The organism is Kastovskya adunca (genome assembly GCF_059505785.1).
Genome location: NZ_JCACLG010000052.1, coordinates 1 through 17,548, shown reverse-complemented (window position 1 = coordinate 17,548; position 17,548 = coordinate 1). Strand labels below are relative to the sequence as shown.

Genomic DNA, 17,548 nt, shown 5'->3' with positions numbered 1-17,548 from the left:
ACTGTCAGGGCATCAATAAATCAATTAAGCGATCGCGTTGGAACTTACCGCACCCAGTAGAGTAACGACTAGGGAAGGGTCGGATTTTTTGTTGATGGCTCTGGCGGTGGATTCAAGATGAACAACGCCAATGTGGTGAAGCCAGATATTGAGGCGGACTAGCGGGTTAATAGAAAAGAAAAAAAGTCCCCAGCAGAAGCACCAGCAGGGACTCAAATTCCGTCAGATTTGAAGTAAAACACCTCTTTATAATTATTTGCTATTTAGGTTATCTACGGCTTAGAAGACGGTTAAGATCCTCTTCACCTGGAAAAAATATCTCTTTAGAAGACTGCGTTACAGTGTGAAAGCTTGGGCTTTTTTGTTACAAAGATTACCGCTGAAATTTTGAATGACTAGCTTATCCCCACGTAAAGAGGCGGCAGGAAGACAACGACCTCGTGAAAATGACTGGCGTCTGTTCCTGCGACTTGTACCCTATGGGCGTCGCAATAAACGACTGCTCTTTATTTCTCTAGGGTTGTTGATTCCTTTAGCTGCAGCGAGTGCAGTGCAACCGCTGATTATTGGGCAAGCCATCTCGCTGATTCGCCAAGAGGAGCAATCCTGGGATTTTTTGGCGGAACGTTCTTTAGCCGACGGACTAAATATCCTTGTCGGGTTACTGGTAGCGACGGTGGTGGTGCGGCTGATCTTCGTTGCGATTCAGGGATACCTGGTGGTGAAGGTAGGTCAGAAGATGACGGCGGAGATTCGTGAGGACTTATTTACTCACGTCACTTCGCTGGCAGTACGCTTTTTTGACCGCACCCCAGTAGGACGACTGATTACCCGCCTGACAAGCGATGTGGAAGCGCTGGGGGATGTCTTTTCCACGGGGGCGATCGGCATTATCGGCGATGTGGTGTCGATGTTGGTGATTGCCGTGACGATGTTTTTTTTGCAGTGGCAGTTGGCGCTGATGCTGGTGCTGATGTTGCTTCCGGTGACGGGGGTGATTATTTACTTCCAGCAGCAGTATCGCAAGGCGAACTACAAAGCCAGAGAAGAACTCTCATCACTCAACTCGCAGCTACAAGAAAATATTGTCGGGATTAATGTAGTGCAAATGTTTCGGCGGGAACGTTTCAACGCCGAGATGTACCGGACCGTGAACCAACGCTACGTTACAGAGGTTGACAAAACGATCTTCCATGATGCGGCTGTTTCAGCGACATTGGAGTGGATTGGCTTTGTGGCGATCGCGGGGGTCTTGTGGTTAGGTGGTTGGTTTGTCCTAGGCGATACATTGAGTTTTGGGGCGTTGTCGGCATTCATCCTGTACGCCCAGCGTTTGTTTGACCCCTTGCGTCGTTTTGCCGAAAAGTTCACCATGCTGCAAGCCGGATTCACGGCGGTTGAGCGCATCAGCGACATCATGGATGAGCCGATTGAAATTCGCGACCCCGGACACAAGACGCAGCAAAGCCTGTCTCAGACGACTTTCCATAATGGCGATCGCGTTGGAGAAATTCGCTTCGAGAAGGTTTCCTTTGCCTACAAGGACGACGAATACGTCCTCAAAGATTTGGATTTCACGATTCAGCCGGGGGAAAAAGTCGCTTTAGTCGGGCCCACTGGTGCGGGGAAAAGTTCAATTATTCGCCTGCTTTGCCGCCTGTATGAGCCTACGCGGGGACGGATTTTAGTCGATGGCATCGACATTCGGGACTTACCCCAGGCGGAGCTGCGGCGCTATATGGGTGTGATTTTACAAGAAGGGTTTCTGTTTGCGGGAGATGTGAAGAGTAACATTACCCTAGGAGAAACCTACTCCTTTGAAGAAATCCAGAATGCCGCGCAGGTGACAAATGTTGATAAGTTTATCCAGCAGTTGCCTCAAGGTTACGATACTCAGCTACGGGAACGAGGAACAAACCTCTCTGGGGGGCAGAAGCAGCTTCTAGCCTTTGCCCGTGCGGCAATCCGTGACCCCCGGATTTTAGTGCTGGATGAGGCAACGGCGAGTCTGGATGTGGTAACGGAAGCGCTGGTTCAAGAAGCGCTTGACCATTTGTTGGCAGAGCGGACAGCAATTATCATTGCTCACCGCCTCTCGACAATTCGGAATGTAGACCGGATTTTGGTAATGAAGCGGGGTGAGTTGATCGAGTCGGGAAGTCATGAGGAGTTGTTGCAGCAAGGGGGGCTGTACGCAAGTTTGTATCAGTTGCAGATGATGGGAACTGAGGTTTGATTTCCTGTTAAAAAGTAGAGTTTTATCTTCCCTAGGGGAAATAAGGGGGATAGTTTAGGCGATCGCTTTTTTTTGGCGCTATTCCTTGCTGCCCTAGGGGAACTCTGCCTAAAGTCGTACTCCCATTACAGGACGACAACTTAACATATCTTCACTATTGTGAAAGGCAGATAACCTTTCGTAATTGGAGATTTAAAAAAGTATGAAGACTGATTATTTAAATCGCTTTAAAAAGCAGATTGCTGTTCTGAGTGGTGTTATCGGCATCAGTGCTTTTGCTGGCGTTCCAGCATTGGCACAAGCTCCTGCTACCATGCCAGAATCCTCAACGGGTGCAGGTTACAACCAAGAGAACATGATGGATGGGACAAACCCAGGTGCCCAGCAAACAAGAGAGCAAATGATGAACCGCACCACAGCTGGTGCCGAGTCCAACATTGTTGAAGTGGCAGCAGGTAGCGAATCCTTTGACACCCTGGTACAAGCTGTACAAGCCGCAGAACTTGAAGGCACCCTCGCAAGTGGTGGCCCCTACACTGTCTTTGCACCTACCGATGAAGCCTTCGCCGAATTACCAAATGGCACCCTAGAATACTTGCTGAGACCTGAGAATCGGGGCTTATTACGGCAAGTTCTCAGCTATCACGTTGTACCCGGTGAAGTGACGTCTAACGAAATCCAAACCGGATCTGTAGACACACTGGCTGGTGGCATCGCCGTGCGTGTGGCTGAAGACCGGGTGATTGTGAATAACGGTAGTGTTGTTCAACCAGATATTCAAGCCAGCAACGGTGTTATCCATGCCGTTAATCGGGTATTGCTTCCTAGAGAGCTTCGCAATACTCTGATTTCTCAAGTAACAACACAGCAGTAAAGAATCGAATTATAGAATTCATCACTTTCTGTAGGGGCACTATCCCTGGAGGTGTCTGAAAAAAATCGGGCACTCCTGGGGGTAGTGCCTCTTAATGTGCTTATTCATAACTTATATCTCCAAAAGGGAATATATCGTATAGAAGAGAACCTTTTGTTGAGCGATCGCACCCTAGGATAGAAGAAAAAGCTACTGGCTTTAGAAATACTCGAAAGTAATAAACTCTTATTTGGAAAAAGCCAATGGTATACAAAGCACTTGCTGTCTTGGGAATCTTCGCGGCGATCGCTGGTTCTACTAACTCGGTTCATGCCCAGTCAACTGTGAGAAGCTCATCCACTGGAGAATACACTCTGTCTGGTGACTCTCTTTTGGATATCGAAAGTAGAACCTTAAACAAGGACTACCCAATATTCTTTTCAGACGATGCCACTGTTTTCTTGAGTAATGGAACTAACAACGGAGCGCCGTTAGTCCCTCAAGCAGCAACACCAACAACCGTTATAGAACTAGATGATAGTCCTGCCGAAATCGTGATTAGAGACCCCCTCTTCTCTCCACTGGCTGCTCCTACATTTTTTCCTCCCAACGAATCGCCTACCGGGATCGAAAGAGTACAGTTTCAGCTCAATCGACAGTAGATTGACTGTCTGCTCACCAGCGCTAAATGAGGAACGCGATCGCCTATGCGTAGAAACTGCCGTCAGCCAAAACCCGTGTTAGTTAATAAATTTTTAGCAACTTAATTATTTTGAACAGGAGTAGCACCAAGAACTTTTAGAGGATGGGGATATTAGGGGAGGAGATTAGATGTAAGTATACCTTGCACCTCTAACCCCTAACTTCTAATCCTATGTACTTAAATTGAGTTAAGTAGAGCCGTCTAATTGAACCTTGCTCACCCAATAGCTAAGTTTGGTTTATTTAAACGCACTTCCTTCTTTGTTTTAGATGCACGGCAGCTTATAACTGGGAATGTTAACAAAAAATACTTCCCATTATTGGCAACAAAAGACTCTGTCTTACCGTCAAATCTAACAGACTTCAAGGGTCATTGAGAGCCAAGGTCTAATCATCAAGAGGGGAAATGCATTCAATATTCAAAATACTTAGGGCTAAAACAGTAACATTTATTTTACTGAGTTTAGTTATTGGTTGTTCTCCAGAACGGCAACAAACTCAAAAAAGCATTCAGCAAACTCCTACTGAAACTCAAAATACAAATTTGCCCAAAAATGTAGATTCAAAAGCATCAAAAATTACTCGCTCTAACTATAGCCTGGGTGAAGCGATCGCTATCAAACAAAATAATACTCAGGTACAAATGATAGTTAATAAGAGCTGGGAGCATCAAGGCAAAGGAATCATTAAACCAAATCCAGGGCAAAAGTGGATTGCTGTTGATACCACGCTCACGAATCAAGGAAAAGAGCCGCAAACATTTTCCATCGTCTCTTTTGTGTTGGAAGACAACCAAAAGAATCAGTACGAGGTGGCTTTGATCGCCAATGCCTTAGATGATGTAGAACCCCCTACAGGGACAATTCTTCCTGACGAAGAAGTACAAGGGGAAGTGGTTTTTGAGGTTCCCCAAAATGCCGCAGGATTGCAGCTAATTTTTCAGCCCGATTTGGCTTGTGAGCCTCTAAATGAGGAGCAAAAAGCAACACAACCTGAAAATTGCCAGCAGATTGCTGTCAAGTTAGATTAATGCTGTTTCACGGGAAGAGAGCAAGATAACTGCCAATAGGCATTTTTAGACTTTGCTCAAGGCTTCTTTCGCCAACACCTGATTGAGTTTACCGCTGCGGTAGCCTTCCAAGTCGAGGGTGACGTAGAGGAAGCCGTAGTTCTGGAAAGCAGATACTAGGGTAGGTAAATCGGTGGTGAGGGCAAATTCTTTGATTTGCGCTGGTGGTAACTCGATTCGCGCGGTGTCGCCTTCGGAACGCACCCGCAGATCAGAGAAGCCGAGCTTGCGGAGGTAAATTTCCGCACGTCCGACACGTTGCAGTTTACTGACGGTGATTTCTTCGCCGTAGGGGAAGCGGGAACTCAGACAGGGTTGGGCGGGTTTGTCCCACCAGGGTAGTCCGAGTTGTTTGGAGAGTTGGCGAACTTCGGCTTTGGTAAGGCTGATTTCAGCTAAAGGCGATCGCGCCCCTCGTTCTTTCGCCGCCTGGATTCCTGGGCGATAGTCCTGCAAGTCATCCGCATTCACCCCATCAACAACATAGGGATAGCCCCGTTGCATTGCCAAGGGTTTGAGGGTGTCATGAAGTTCACTTTTACAAAAGTAGCAGCGGTTAACGGGGTTAGCGGTGTAGTTGGGGTTATCCATTTCATGGGTTTGGATCACCTCATGGGGAATGCCAATTGTAGCGGCTTGGATGCGGGCGTCTTCTAGTTCTTCTGGCAGCAGGGAGGGAGACTCGGCTGTAATTGCCAGGGCGCGATCGCCCAAAACATCATAAGCAATCTTGGCAACTAAAGTACTATCCACACCTCCGGAATAGGCAATCAATGCCGTTTCCATTTCTGCAAATAACGTTTTTAACTGCTCTAGTTTTTGCTCTAACATTTTTGATTTTTGGTCGGTTGTCGGTTGTCGATTGGGAGCGGTCAATTGCATGGGAGACAACGGACTACACCCATCTATCCTAGCGAGGAGTTTGGGGGAGTGAAGCTATAACCTCATCCTTATGTCACTAACGGGAAGGGGAGGGAGATTCAATAGAAAAAGACCATTGGTAGGATTGGGGTGTGCCGTTTAACGTCTGGAAACGCAATTGGGCGTAGTGGATACCTGGCTGAGAAAAAACAGGATTGTAAGAGATGCGGAGACTACTCGGAGGCCAGTCTCTGGTGCCAGCAATTGTGGATTGTTTGGTGACATCTACTCCATCAACCAAGAGCTGTAAGGATGCCGCATCAGCGCCTCCCGCTAATTTAAAGTTGAAATCAGCGCAGACAGACTGCACGAAGGTCTGTGTTGACTCCTCTGGGGGAAACACCTTCAGCAACTGGGGAGGGTAAGTGCCAATTTTGTTAGCGTTAACGACTCCCATTGCCCCACTTTCAGGAAGATCCCTGCCATTTTCTGTATTAGCTGGGAAGGCGGCTTGCGCTTCGTCTGCTTTGGGAGTGCATACATGCTCAAGGGAAATCCGCTCTACATCAGGACGCTCAACAATCCTCCGGAGTACCGAGGGAGTAACGTCTGCCCCTACAACTGCTGTATAAGAAGGCTGATAGATAACCTGCTGACCATTTGCCTTGAGCAGGTTCACCAGAGGTTGTTGAATGGCGGCATAGCGAGACCTAAGGTTCACAAGATGAGCCTGATGCTGTTCGCGGGTTTGTGGGCGAAGGGGAGGAACATCTGTTTCCTGGTTCAACCGAATCATCACCCGTATTGGGCTATCCGTTCCCTGGTTAAGCAGTACAGCCAATTTAGCTTCCAGCTTGCCGACATAAACTCGATCATCAATGGCTTGAACAGTCTGCCCTAAAATTTCAGGATTGACGGGATTGCCAGCCACATCCAGGGAGATTCCGTGGACGTTGCCGTGAGAATCCCTAATCTTAAACCGACTAATTCCCGTATCCGCTAAAGCCGCTTCATTAACAATGGTGAGTTCGCTAGGAGGGATGCCTGTCAGTCGGAAAAGTTCTAACTTTGCCCTTTCAGTCTGGGTATCGATTAGGGTTTGAGCGGTGGTTTTCAGGGTGGGGAAAATTAGCCCAAGCGCTAAACCCACTAGGACTATTGCCGATCGCTGAACGTGCATAAGCTACTTGACACAAACTAACATTAGTGGTAAGCAGCGACGCAACAAATCAACCCGTGTTCCGCATCCCCGCTGCAATCCCGTTAATCGTCAACAACGCCCCCCGCAGCAACTCGCCTTTGCTGTAACGGGAGTGAACGACTCCCGATGCGGCTTGGTTGCTGTGCTGACGCAGACGCTTTAGCAAAGAGACTTGCAAGAAGCCGAGGGGAACAATAGTGCCGTTCCGCAGGTGGACGGAGCGCTGTAAGACAGGATCGCCATCCAACAAACGTTTGTGACAGGTAATGTTAAGAACCATATCGCGGGTGAGGTTAAACTCCTGCATAATCTGCTCGTACAAGCTCTGAAAGCGTTCCTGGTCTTCCGGCTGGGACAATTCCCGCACGTAATGCTGGGCAATTTGCATATCTACCTTTGCCAGAGTCATTTCTACTTTGGAAATCGCCATCTTAAAGAAGGGCCACTTGAGGTAGAAGTAACGCAGCAGTTTGATATTTTCCTCCGATTCTTCCTCCACAAAACTGTTGAGTGCTGTACCAACACCGTACCAGGAGGGTAGCAAAAAGCGGCTTTGAGTCCAGCTAAAGACCCAGGGAATTGCCCGCAGACTATCTAAGTCTTTCTTGCCACCGCGACGAGCAGGGCGAGAGCTAATTTGCAGTTGGCTGATTTCTTCGATCGGTGTAACTTGGTGAAAGAAATCTACTAAATCCGGTTGCTCGTAAATCAGCGCCCGGTAGTGAGAACGCGATCGCGTCGCCAACTCCTCCATAATTTCGTTCCATGGCTGAATATCATCAAACCCATTCCGCAACAAACTCGCTTGAATAACGGCGGTTGTTACGGACTCTAGGTGATAGAGTGCCAACTCCGGCAAAGAATACTTCGATGCCAGCACCTCGCCTTGTTCAGTAATCTTGATGCGTCCGTCAATGCTGCGTCCGGGTTGCGCCAAAATCGCTTCATAGGCAGGGCCGCCCCCACGACCGACGGAACCGCCACGTCCGTGAAAAATCCGCAGATGGATGTCGTAGCTTTCCGCAATTTCCTCAAGGGCTTTTTGGGCTTTGTGAATTTCCCAGTTGCTACTCAAGAAACCGGAATCTTTGTTGCTGTCAGAGTAGCCCAGCATCACTTCTTGGAGGGCGTGCTGCGATACCGGAGTCAGAGAAAGGGAGTTGTCTTTTGCCTCACCGTCTTGGGATGGCAATTGCTCTGGCTTATAGCCGCCGTTGATGCAAGCCCGATAAAGGGGTAGCTCAAACAGCGCTTTCATTACAGAGGGTGCCCGCTTCAAGTCATCTACCGTTTCAAACAGTGGCACCACTTGAATGCTGCTGATCCCCGTTGCGGGGTCATACAATCCCGCTTCCTTGGCAAGTAGCAGCACTTCCAGTAAGTCACTAACTTCATGACTCATGCTGATCACGTAAGTTTGGCAAACCTGGGGGCCAAACTCTTGCTGCAATTGCCGCAACATCCGAAAGGTTTCAATCGTTTCGCAGGCTTTTTCAGAAAAGGGCAGTTCTCCGGGAATCAAAGGACGCCGCGTTTGTAGCTCTGTGGCTAACCAGCGTTCGCGTTCGCCTTCTGATAGCTCGTTGTAGGGCTTAGGGAGAATTTGCAGGTATTGAACAATTTCATTAATGGTGTCGGAGTGACGAGAGCTTTCTTGGCGGATATCCAGGTTTGCCAGATTAAACCCATAAATATCTACCTGGCAAATCAGATTATCCAAATCACGACAGGTTAGCCCAGTTTCTTTAAGGTTGCGGTCAATTAGTTTTAGTTCTTTGAGAAACTCTGCCCCTGAGTTATAAATACAAGGATTTTTGTTGTCTATGTCTAGCAGTTCCCGCTGGAGTCTTTCACCCTGGTAGAGATGACGGTTGCGATCGCGTGTATTTTCCAAGCGCTGCTGCACGTAAGCCAGCTTCAGGCGATATGGCTCTTGACGATAGCGAATCGCTAGCCGTTCGTACACCCCTGGCATCTGGGAGCGGTCTTGCTCTAAAGAGTCTAGTAGTTCCGGTAAAACATCACTCCAGTGCAACGACAAACTCAATAAGTTAGTCATCTGTCCCACAGACTGGATATATTTCCCTAGCACCAAATCCCTCTGATAGCAAGCCGTAGACCAAGTGACTGGCGGAGTTACTGACGGGTTACCATCCCGGTCTGACCCCACCCACGAGCCGAACTTACAGAAATTGTTCAGCGGCGGCTTTAGCCAGGGAAACGACATCTTTAATGCCTGATTCAAGCGGCTATAAAGCTGGGGAATCACATCAAACAATACTTCCTGGAAGTAGTGCAGCGTGTAATCCACTTCATCCAGCACCGTTGGCTTAAATTGATGCAGTTCATCTGTACGCCACCAAAGACGAATTTCCTCAGTCAGTTGGTTGGTATATTCCTCAACTTCCCAGGACTCGCTCAGCCCCAGCGCTCTTGAAGCTTCCTCCGCTTGGTCGAGTTGTTGCAAAACCTTGGCAATGCGTCGCTGTTTGCCTCGAATGGTATGGCGAACAATTTCGGTGGGGTGAGCCGTGAAAACTAGGCGAATATCTAAATCGTTAATCAGGCGCTGAATTTGCTGAGGTGGCACATTCAGCTGCCACAGGTGAGGAAACAACCAGCGAAACGTTCCTACTTCGCGAGGCGGTGTATCGACCTCCTGCCAACTTTTTTCTAACAAATCAGCCACTGGATCGGCATTGGTTCCTTCTGCGTCCATCGGCTTTGCCGCTGCAGTGGTTGAATCCCCGTTGTTTTTTGGGCTAGCAGAAATTGCAGTTGAAGGCTTAGTTTTATTTGCCGTTGGACGATTACTTGTCCGTCGCAAGAGTTGTTGATCGCGCTGCTCGTAGTGCTGCTCGACAATATTAATCAATTGAAAATAAAGCGCAAACGCGCGGACGGCGCGGATGGCCGCGTTGAGGTCAAGCTTTTCAATCACCTTTGGAACAGAGGATTCGGGAAAGTCGGTTGCCTGTCCTTCTGGCGAACAAAGGTCGCGCAGTTGTTTGAGCAAATCAACTAATTCCTGACCGCATTCTTGTCGAAGAACAGACTCCCATAATTCCTCGACAATATTGAGGCGATGACGTAGAAACAAGTCAGAGGTAGAAGGGATAGCCAAGTCCCGATCGGACGAATGGAGTACCGAACTCATAAGGTCTGTTCTTTCTTTAAAGATGATCTATTGTAGGGGTTTATGTTAGGGGCGCGCCGTTGCATAGACAACTAACTGAGGGGTTGATCTATGAGATCATGAGCACCCCAACTCTTGTCAAAAATGTCTAAAGTTGCAGCTAATGCACTTGAATTATTCTTCACAATGAGAATCTGGAAAATTTAACATCGGTAGGCGATCGCCTCGAAAGACTTCTTCGCTTGCTTTTCCCAATTCTTCTATAAGTGAGTAGGTGGCTTTTGCGCCCACAATGCCCAAGAGCAGAGAACCTGTTGCCAAGCTTAAAAGAAATTCTGTGGGAAACTGGGATGTTGAGGTGGGCAGAGGGGTTGTTTTCGAGGATTTTTGGTTAGGAGATGTCATTAGTTAGGATAAAACTATTGCTACGAGTATGTTTAATGGGTAAGTGTTGCCATGTCGTTGGCTGATCCCTCGCTGCTCCAGGCGCTGATCCGTTAGAAGAGAAAGAGATCGTAGCGTTGCCTAAACAGTTACACTACACCGCAGGGAATGCTCTTGTGTTAGATGTATTTGGATGCTTCTATTGTACTTATCTTATTGGTTGAGTCAGCAATTGCAGCGTAACGAGAGAAGGGGAGCAAAGGCAATTAGGCAATTAGATGTACCATTACCCCTGCCAAAAATTAGTCGTCTGTTGTCAGTTGAGGTGACAGGTTTGTGATGTTGGATGTCGATCAGCGCTCTCCACAGAACCGTCCTTCTTCCTTAGCCCAATGGGCTTATCGGGCGATCGGTCAACCGGGCGTACGCCTGCGCGTCCGATTGCGGGGCAATAACTTGCACGTTCTTTGTGAAAGCCTCAACAGTTTGCAGGCAGAAACAATTGTTCAGAAATTTTCCCACGCTCTCCAGACAGACGCGGGGCGATCGCTACTGGCGATTAATCCCAAAGCACCGATTTACCAGCTAATTATTTATGGGCGGAGAATTGGGCATCCTCAGCCAGATTGGATCAAGTCGCTTCCCCTCAACTCTTTTGAACCCTCTTTGGTACCGCCGCCATTTAAAGAGGAACCGGAAGACCTAGAAATAGAAACGAACCCTGAAAGGCTGCTGATCTCAAATAAAAGCCTTGCCCTATCAGGTGCCACCACAGCGATCGCCCGCTACCTTGGTGACACTCTCATGCCCTTGGGCGTCAGCGTCAAAGTCACTGTCAAAAAGCTTCCGAATGCCGCCAAGTTAGGCAGAAGCCGACAAGAGTTACGGGAACAAGAAAGAAACCTAACTCCTCAAAAAAACTCAGAACTTCCTTCCAAGCGGCTCTGGGTTATTTGTACCTCCGACTATAGCCCTGACTCCTCCTTATTGGCAGAACCCATCATCCAGAAGCTACGGGACTTGCAACTGCAAGGCTTTCAAGATGCAGCTATTTGCAGCCAAGTAAGAGGGGAAGTCTCTCCGGAGTGGATATTACGGGTTGATTTAACTCCCCCCGAAGCCATGCTCAAAGATTGGGCAAGTTGGGGAGATGTGCAGGCAATCTCCCGGCTGATCAATAAAGCCTTGGCAAAATCGGAAATATCCGCGCGAACGGTGCTCAAAGATGTAACGTTGCACTTGTTTTGTAGCGCCCTTGACGATCGCCGCGCTGCTCTTCCCGAGCAAGAAACCGCTGTTAATATTATTGCCTCCGTTTTGGAGAGGCTCGCCCCCCAAGGCATCGAAGCGGCAACGATTTATGGCGTAGAAGCTCACCATCAGGAGGTCTCGTCCGAACCAGAAGTTCTCGGCTGGATCGATTGGCTAAAATTACCTGCCTCCAGCGAACCCGCCTTGGCAGAGCCTACCTTCTCCCTGGCACAACAGGGCAATCTCGACGCCTTGACTTTTCTGTTGCAGCGACTCCTCAACCCTAACTTAGACCGACGATTGGCAACCGGTGGCATTCATCTAAAAATTCGCCGTAAGCAAGACCTGCTGCACATTATGAGTGAAGCCCCCGTTTGCCCTCCCCAGGCAAAGGTGGGTTCCCCGATCGCTAAATTCCTGCGTCAGATGGAAATCCCTGGCATTGCTGGCGTGCGCGTATACGGGCGGCGCGCAGGTCAATTGTCCCCCTTATGGAACTACGGCAGTGATTTTGTCCATCGGCGACCTCTCGTACCGGAAGCTACGCCAGAATTTGCCGCCTCCGATACCTCCATTGATGAACTGCTGACGCCGCCGGAAGACGCGATCGCTCATCCCAACGTCCAGCCCGACGACCTAAAAACGGTTCTGGAACGAACAGGACGGAGGCTCCAGCAGTGGCTGTGTTACTCCCAATTATTTGTTCCCAGGATCGAGAACCAAGAGCCTGCCTCTTCCCCTAGCCAAAAAGTTTCTCCGACCCGTCACGGGGGAAAAATTGCGGTGATTTGGAGTGCGTTGGGTTTGCTGCTTTTAGTACAAGCTGATTTGCTGATTGGTCAGCAGCTACGATCGCAACCGCAATCGATTCCAACGACAAACGCCGAAGGCTCTCCAACTGATTTATCCTTACCCCAGCTCTCTTTACAAAAAGAGGATGGCAAGAACTCAGAAGGATTTAACTCATCAGGGTTTACCCGCGAAGGAGAAAAGAGTGTCATTGTCGATAACTCTGGGCGTTCTAGCGCGACAACCGCCGCCATTTTAGCCGCCGCGCGATCGCCAAATCCTACCTTCAACAATCGCTTGCTAGACGAAAAGCTGGCGCTCTACCAACAACGCCTGCTCCGCAGTGGTGTTCCAGATGTCCTGATTATCGGCAGTTCTAGGGCATTACGAGGAGTTGACCCGATTGCCTTACAAGATACTCTCGCGGCGGAAGGGTATCTGGATGTTGAGGTGTTCAACTTTGGCGTTAATGGAGCAACGGCACAGGTTGTAGACTTGATTGTCCGCAAAATCCTGACGCCAGAACAACTACCCAAGCTAATTATTTGGGCAGATGGCGCGAGAGCATTTAACAGTGGTCGGGAGGATCTTACCTATAACGCGATCGCAACATCCCCGGGTTACCAGCAACTTGATGCGGGGACGTTCCCAAATTCCCAGTCGAATGCTGGTAGTGGGGGAACTCCTGAAAACACTTCCGAACCAGCCGAGCAATTCCTGGCTGCATGGGGAACTTTGTATCAATCCCTGAATGGCTGGTTGAGTCAATCTCTATCTCAAATCTCCTCAACCTATCCCCTCCGAGAACAACTAAAGACAAACCTACGCAATCAATTTGTCTCCTGGCTAGCTCCGATAGCCCCCACTCCAGAGCAGACAGAAACGGATAAAGACGCCACTGCTCCCATGGGCGAGGCGATTGACTATGATGGCTTTTTGCCCCTCTCCGTTCGCTTTAATCCCGCCACTTACTACAACGAATACGCCAGAGTACCAGGAGCGTATGACAGCGACTATGACTCCTTTCAACCCACCGGAAAACAAGACACAGCCCTCGCGGCACTGCTGCAATTTACTCAGGCAAACGACATTACCGTCGTCTTTATCAACCTTCCCCTCACCGATGAGTACTTAGACCCCGTCCGCACCCAATACGAGCAAGAATTTCAGGAGTACATGCTCTCCTCAGGCATGTCAAAGGGATTGATTTTCCGCAACTTAACAACGTTGTGGCCAACCAAATATGATTACTTTTCTGACCCTAGCCACCTCAACCGTCACGGTGCCTATGAAGTCTCAAATAAGATTGCTCAAGACCCGATGATCCCTTGGTCTAATGTCAGCAAAAACTAATCCCATTTTTGCTAATGGCTAGTTGTTTATCGCATTAGTCATTAGCTATTAGCTATTAACCATTAGCATGACGTTTATTTCGCTGGTCTACGGTCTTTTCTTGCTGATTGTCTTAGCCACTTATTGGTTAGGGCGCTCGCCCCAATGGCGGTTGTGGACGTTACTGATTGTCAGCCTGATTTTTTACTCATCACTACAACTGCAATACATTCCTTTGTTGTTGGTTATAACGCTGATTACCTTCCGCTTAGGGCAGGCAATGGAAGCCAACACAGCCTTAGGAGGATTGCAAGCCAAAGACCAAAATCTTTCTAATCAAGAGTGGCAGCAAGGACAAGAAAAGTGGAACGGTCGGCGCTTGAGGCTTTTGTGGTTTGGCATTTTTATCAATGTCATCTTGCTGTTTGGCTTTAAGTACATTCCCTTTTTCCTGACGGCAATTGCCGCACCGCTAAATTTACCTGTTGCTCAAAACACTGCCGTCTGGATTAGCGATCGCTTAATTGGCCCTTTAGGATTATCTTTCTTTACCTTCGAGTGTATTGCTTACCTCATTGATGTCTATCGCGGTGCCCCCGCCTCGCAACAACTGCTCAAGTTTGCCAGCTACAAATTATTTTTCCCTAAACTAATTGCTGGCCCAATTACTCGCTATCATCCCTTTGCTATTCAGTTCAAAGGGCTAAAGTTTCCTACCCTTGAGCAGAGCACAGAAGGACTCTGGCTGATTGCCTGTGGTGCCATTAAAAAGGCGCTGCTTGCCGATCGCTTGGCGATTTTTGTCGATCTGTGTTTTGGCAACTTAGAACGGGCAGGTAGTGCTGATTTGTGGTTAGCGATCGCGGCTTATGGATTGCAACTGTATCTCGATTTCAGTGGTTATGTAGACATCGCCCGTGGAAGCGCAATTTTATTAGGCTTTAATCTCCCGCACAATTTCAACTTTCCCTACTTCAGCATCAGCATTGCTGACTTCTGGCGGCGCTGGCACATCACCCTCGGAGACTGGATTCGTAATTATCTCTACTTTCCCCTAGGCGGAAACCGCAAAGGGCTGGCGCGTACTTGCTGGAATTTATTGATGGTGATGCTCATTGCTGGCATCTGGCACGGAGCAGCTTGGGGATTTGTCGTCTGGGGCGGATATCACGGTCTGGCGCTGGCTATTCATCGCCTGACGGAAGCGCTATCAAAACGCTTTGAAAGGATGAAAAACTGGTGGCAAAGTCTACCCGGCGTCTTGCTTGCCTGGTTGTTAACACAATTAATGGTGTTCTCTTCGTGGATTTTCTTCCGGCTTCCCAATCTCCAAGACTCCGGTTTAGTCCTACAGCGCCTCTGGGGTCATACTGCTGACGTTCAGTTTGCCCAAAAAGTCTACCAAGAAGCACTTGGTCTACAGCGTTTTGAAGTAGCTGTGTTGTTAGCAATAGTGATAGCAATCATGGGGATTATCTATGCCTTCTACCAGGGACTAAAAATACAGCTCAATTGGCCCCTCAAGCTTCTATTGGTGCCCATATGCTTATATATGGTTTGGGTCTTTGTTCCCCCAGGTAGCTTGCCCTACATCTATTTTGATTTCTAAGAAGATGCCTCTTGAACAATCTTCCGCCGCGCATTCCCCTTGCTAGCATGACAGGGAGGGGGAATGCGGCGGTCAGCCCGTTGGTTGTTCTTGAGACTGGATGTAGGTTTTGAGAACCTCTAGCGGAGCACCTCCAGCAGAAATAATGCAGTAAGCCTGAGTCCAGAACACGGGCTGGCTGTAGAACTGGTTAACGTGTTCAGCGAATTGCTGACGAATTAGCTTGCTTGATACCGCCTTGAGATTGTTGATGAGCTTGGATAGGGTGACATTAGGTGGGTAGCTGATTAATAGATGTACATGGTCGGTCTCTCCACTAAACTCCACTAGCTCACACTCCTTGGCTATTGCAAGCCGATTAAGAATGCTGTGCAGTTCTTGGAGAATATCTGCGTTAATCACTTTTCTTCGATACTTAGTGACAAACACAACATGAGCATGGAGGTTGTAAACGCAATGGGCACGGGACTTTAACTTTGTTGATTTCATCTAAAACTTAATGGTAAACTCAAGGCATGAGTATAACCCGTCGCGTTACTTATCGCTTGTACCCAAACCGCCAGCAGGAGCAGAAGTTGCACTACTGGCGGCGTCTTCATGGGAGTTTGTATAACGCGGCAGTCTACAACCGGAAGACTCAATACCAAAAGTTCGGCAACTCGGTTAATTACCTTGAACAACAAAACAGCCTGCCAGCATTCAAGGAAGTATGGCCTGAGTATAAAGAACTAGGGAGCCATGCTTTGCAAGCCACCTTAAAACGGGTCGATTTTGCATTTACTCGTTTCTTTAAGGGTTTGGGAGGCTATCCTAAGTTCAAAGCGTTCCGTCGCTACAGTGGCTGGACTTATCCGTGCGGCGCTGGATGGAAAGCAGAGACCGAAGGGAAGCATGGTCATCTTAATCTGTCGAACTTAGGGCGGATACAGATGAGAGGAAAAGCCCGGACTTGGGGTAAGTCAACAACTTGCACGATATTGTTTCGTAATGGTCGTTGGTATGCCTCTATTACAGTTCAGTGCCAACCTCAACGCCAAACGGGTACAGGGTATATTGGTATCGACTTAGGCTGCAAGGACGCTATTACGCTTTCTACTGGAGAGAAAATCAGTAAGCCTGATTTCCTAAAAGTTGGTCAGCAAAAAGTTAAAGCTGCATCCAAGTCCCTAAGACGCAAACGCGCTCCCAACCGCAACAAGCGAGTCAAAGGCTCAAGGCGGTGGAAAAAAGGGAGGGCAAAAGTTTCTCAACTACAGCGTCAAGTTACTCGTCAGCGAGAAGATTGGCTGCACAAAACCACCAGCAATATAGTTAGCGGTAATAGCCTAATTGCTGGTGAGCAACTTAATATCAAAGCCATGACGGGTAAAGCTAAAAAAGGAAACAGAAAGAAACGTTCGGCTGACCCTTCGGCAAGACTTCGGCGTGACCCTTCGGCAAGCTCAGGGCGGAGACGCTCAGTCGAACGCTTAGGGCGGGGACGCTCACGTCGAAGCCAAAAAGCTGGACTCAATCGCTCAATTTTAGAGGTAGGGTTTGGGATTATTGGGGGTTTCCTTGAGTATAAAGCGGCCGAAGCTGGAGGCTTTTACTTGGAGTCGCCAACCCGGACGCTTAAACCTACCCAACGGTGTGCCAAGTGCTGGGAACTAACCCCAAAAACCTTGAGCGACCGAATCCATGTTTGCTCTCACCCTAACTGCGGTCATACAGAAGACCGAGATGTTAACGCGGCTCAAGTCAACGAGATTTGGGTGCGCGGATTGTGGAGTTCACCTCCAGAATTAGGCAGCGCACCCGTAAGGGCAAGGGGGCAGGAACTGTCCTCTTTACACGTCGAGTCGCCTAGCTCTACTTCCTGCTAAGAGTCAAGCGGCAACTAGGGGCGAAGAAGCGTGAGAAACTCCGACCTAGCAACCCAGGTCGCGAGTAGTTCATAAGCTTATTCACAGCACTGACAAGCAGAGTTTAGGCAATTCATAACAAAAATTAATCAAGATTTAGTGGCGAATTTATAGAAATGTAAATAGTATTGAGTCAAGTGAATAAACTTCACTTAATAATTCATATCCAAATCATTGCAATTATCTCAACCATGACAACCACACTACAAAGACGCGAAAGC

13 protein-coding genes are annotated in these 17,548 nt (G+C 48.5%); 7 read left to right on the top strand and 6 right to left on the bottom strand.

The features are described from left to right. Window positions 1–24: 24 nt before the first annotated feature. On the bottom strand, window positions 25–216 hold the full coding sequence (locus AC5JR3_RS19980) for a hypothetical protein (protein ID WP_495848319.1): 192 nt from the start codon (window positions 214–216) through the stop codon (window positions 25–27). 175 nt (window positions 217–391) lie between these two features. Here AC5JR3_RS19980 and AC5JR3_RS19975 point away from each other — a divergent pair, with 175 nt between their 5' ends. The 4 genes from AC5JR3_RS19975 to AC5JR3_RS19960 all read left to right on the top strand — a co-directional run bounded on the left by AC5JR3_RS19975 (window position 392) and on the right by AC5JR3_RS19960 (window position 4,821). Then, entirely contained in the window at window positions 392–2,236 is a 1,845-nt protein-coding gene (locus AC5JR3_RS19975) for an ABC transporter ATP-binding protein (RefSeq protein ID WP_495848318.1), read from the top strand. Window positions 2,237–2,438: 202 nt separating this feature from the next. After that, entirely contained in the window at window positions 2,439–3,110 is a 672-nt protein-coding gene (locus AC5JR3_RS19970; protein ID WP_495848317.1) for a fasciclin domain-containing protein, read from the top strand. 242 nt (window positions 3,111–3,352) lie between these two features. Then, window positions 3,353–3,751: a hypothetical protein gene (locus tag AC5JR3_RS19965; RefSeq protein ID WP_495848316.1), complete on the top strand. Its 399-nt coding sequence runs from the start codon at window positions 3,353–3,355 to the stop codon at window positions 3,749–3,751. Between the two features lie 446 nt (window positions 3,752–4,197). Next, the gene (locus tag AC5JR3_RS19960) at window positions 4,198–4,821 is read left to right on the top strand and encodes a DUF4352 domain-containing protein (protein WP_495848315.1); all 624 of its coding nucleotides are present in this window, start codon (window positions 4,198–4,200) and stop codon (window positions 4,819–4,821) included. Window positions 4,822–4,866: 45 nt separating this feature from the next. On the opposite strand, the gene larE is transcribed toward AC5JR3_RS19960, so the two are convergent. The 4 genes from larE to AC5JR3_RS19940 form a co-directional block, all read right to left on the bottom strand. Next, on the bottom strand, window positions 4,867–5,691 hold the full coding sequence (gene larE, locus AC5JR3_RS19955; protein ID WP_495848440.1) for an ATP-dependent sacrificial sulfur transferase LarE: 825 nt from the start codon (window positions 5,689–5,691) through the stop codon (window positions 4,867–4,869). Between the two features lie 127 nt (window positions 5,692–5,818). Continuing rightward, on the bottom strand, window positions 5,819–6,901 hold the full coding sequence (locus tag AC5JR3_RS19950) for a hypothetical protein (protein WP_495848314.1): 1,083 nt from the start codon (window positions 6,899–6,901) through the stop codon (window positions 5,819–5,821). Between the two features lie 49 nt (window positions 6,902–6,950). Then, window positions 6,951–10,079 (bottom strand): phosphoenolpyruvate carboxylase, encoded by a 3,129-nt coding sequence (gene ppc / locus AC5JR3_RS19945; protein ID WP_495848313.1) that lies wholly within the window; start codon window positions 10,077–10,079, stop codon window positions 6,951–6,953. Window positions 10,080–10,232: 153 nt separating this feature from the next. Next, window positions 10,233–10,463: a hypothetical protein gene (locus tag AC5JR3_RS19940; RefSeq protein ID WP_495848312.1), complete on the bottom strand. Its 231-nt coding sequence runs from the start codon at window positions 10,461–10,463 to the stop codon at window positions 10,233–10,235. A 318-nt stretch (window positions 10,464–10,781) separates the two neighbouring features. Here AC5JR3_RS19940 and AC5JR3_RS19935 point away from each other — a divergent pair, with 318 nt between their 5' ends. Further along, entirely contained in the window at window positions 10,782–13,835 is a 3,054-nt protein-coding gene (locus tag AC5JR3_RS19935; protein WP_495848311.1) for a DUF1574 domain-containing protein, read from the top strand. 67 nt (window positions 13,836–13,902) lie between these two features. Further along, entirely contained in the window at window positions 13,903–15,423 is a 1,521-nt protein-coding gene (locus AC5JR3_RS19930; RefSeq protein WP_495848310.1) for an MBOAT family O-acyltransferase, read from the top strand. A 72-nt stretch (window positions 15,424–15,495) separates the two neighbouring features. Here AC5JR3_RS19930 and tnpA read toward each other — a convergent pair whose 3' ends face one another. After that, window positions 15,496–15,912: an IS200/IS605 family transposase gene (gene tnpA / locus AC5JR3_RS19925; protein WP_495848309.1), complete on the bottom strand. Its 417-nt coding sequence runs from the start codon at window positions 15,910–15,912 to the stop codon at window positions 15,496–15,498. A gap of 26 nt (window positions 15,913–15,938) precedes the next feature. Between tnpA and AC5JR3_RS19920 the strand changes: the two genes are divergently transcribed. Further along, window positions 15,939–17,288, top strand: a complete 1,350-nt coding sequence (locus tag AC5JR3_RS19920; RefSeq protein ID WP_495848308.1) for an RNA-guided endonuclease InsQ/TnpB family protein — start codon at window positions 15,939–15,941, stop codon at window positions 17,286–17,288. Window positions 17,289–17,548 lie beyond the last annotated feature (260 nt).

What these genes read in the sequence shown, in the direction of transcription:
- AC5JR3_RS19975 (WP_495848318.1), top strand. Translation starts at nt 392, where the DNA reads ATGACTAGCTTATCCCCACGTAAAGAGGCGGCAGGAAGACAACGACCT.
- AC5JR3_RS19970 (WP_495848317.1), top strand. Translation starts at nt 2,439, where the DNA reads ATGAAGACTGATTATTTAAATCGCTTTAAAAAGCAGATTGCTGTTCTG.
- AC5JR3_RS19965 (WP_495848316.1), top strand. Translation starts at nt 3,353, where the DNA reads ATGGTATACAAAGCACTTGCTGTCTTGGGAATCTTCGCGGCGATCGCT.
- AC5JR3_RS19960 (WP_495848315.1), top strand. Translation starts at nt 4,198, where the DNA reads ATGCATTCAATATTCAAAATACTTAGGGCTAAAACAGTAACATTTATT.
- larE (WP_495848440.1), bottom strand. Translation starts at nt 5,691, where the DNA reads ATGTTAGAGCAAAAACTAGAGCAGTTAAAAACGTTATTTGCAGAAATG.
- AC5JR3_RS19950 (WP_495848314.1), bottom strand. Translation starts at nt 6,901, where the DNA reads ATGCACGTTCAGCGATCGGCAATAGTCCTAGTGGGTTTAGCGCTTGGG.
- ppc (WP_495848313.1), bottom strand. Translation starts at nt 10,079, where the DNA reads ATGAGTTCGGTACTCCATTCGTCCGATCGGGACTTGGCTATCCCTTCT.
- AC5JR3_RS19940 (WP_495848312.1), bottom strand. Translation starts at nt 10,463, where the DNA reads ATGACATCTCCTAACCAAAAATCCTCGAAAACAACCCCTCTGCCCACC.
- AC5JR3_RS19935 (WP_495848311.1), top strand. Translation starts at nt 10,782, where the DNA reads ATGTTGGATGTCGATCAGCGCTCTCCACAGAACCGTCCTTCTTCCTTA.
- AC5JR3_RS19930 (WP_495848310.1), top strand. Translation starts at nt 13,903, where the DNA reads ATGACGTTTATTTCGCTGGTCTACGGTCTTTTCTTGCTGATTGTCTTA.
- tnpA (WP_495848309.1), bottom strand. Translation starts at nt 15,912, where the DNA reads ATGAAATCAACAAAGTTAAAGTCCCGTGCCCATTGCGTTTACAACCTC.
- AC5JR3_RS19920 (WP_495848308.1), top strand. Translation starts at nt 15,939, where the DNA reads ATGAGTATAACCCGTCGCGTTACTTATCGCTTGTACCCAAACCGCCAG.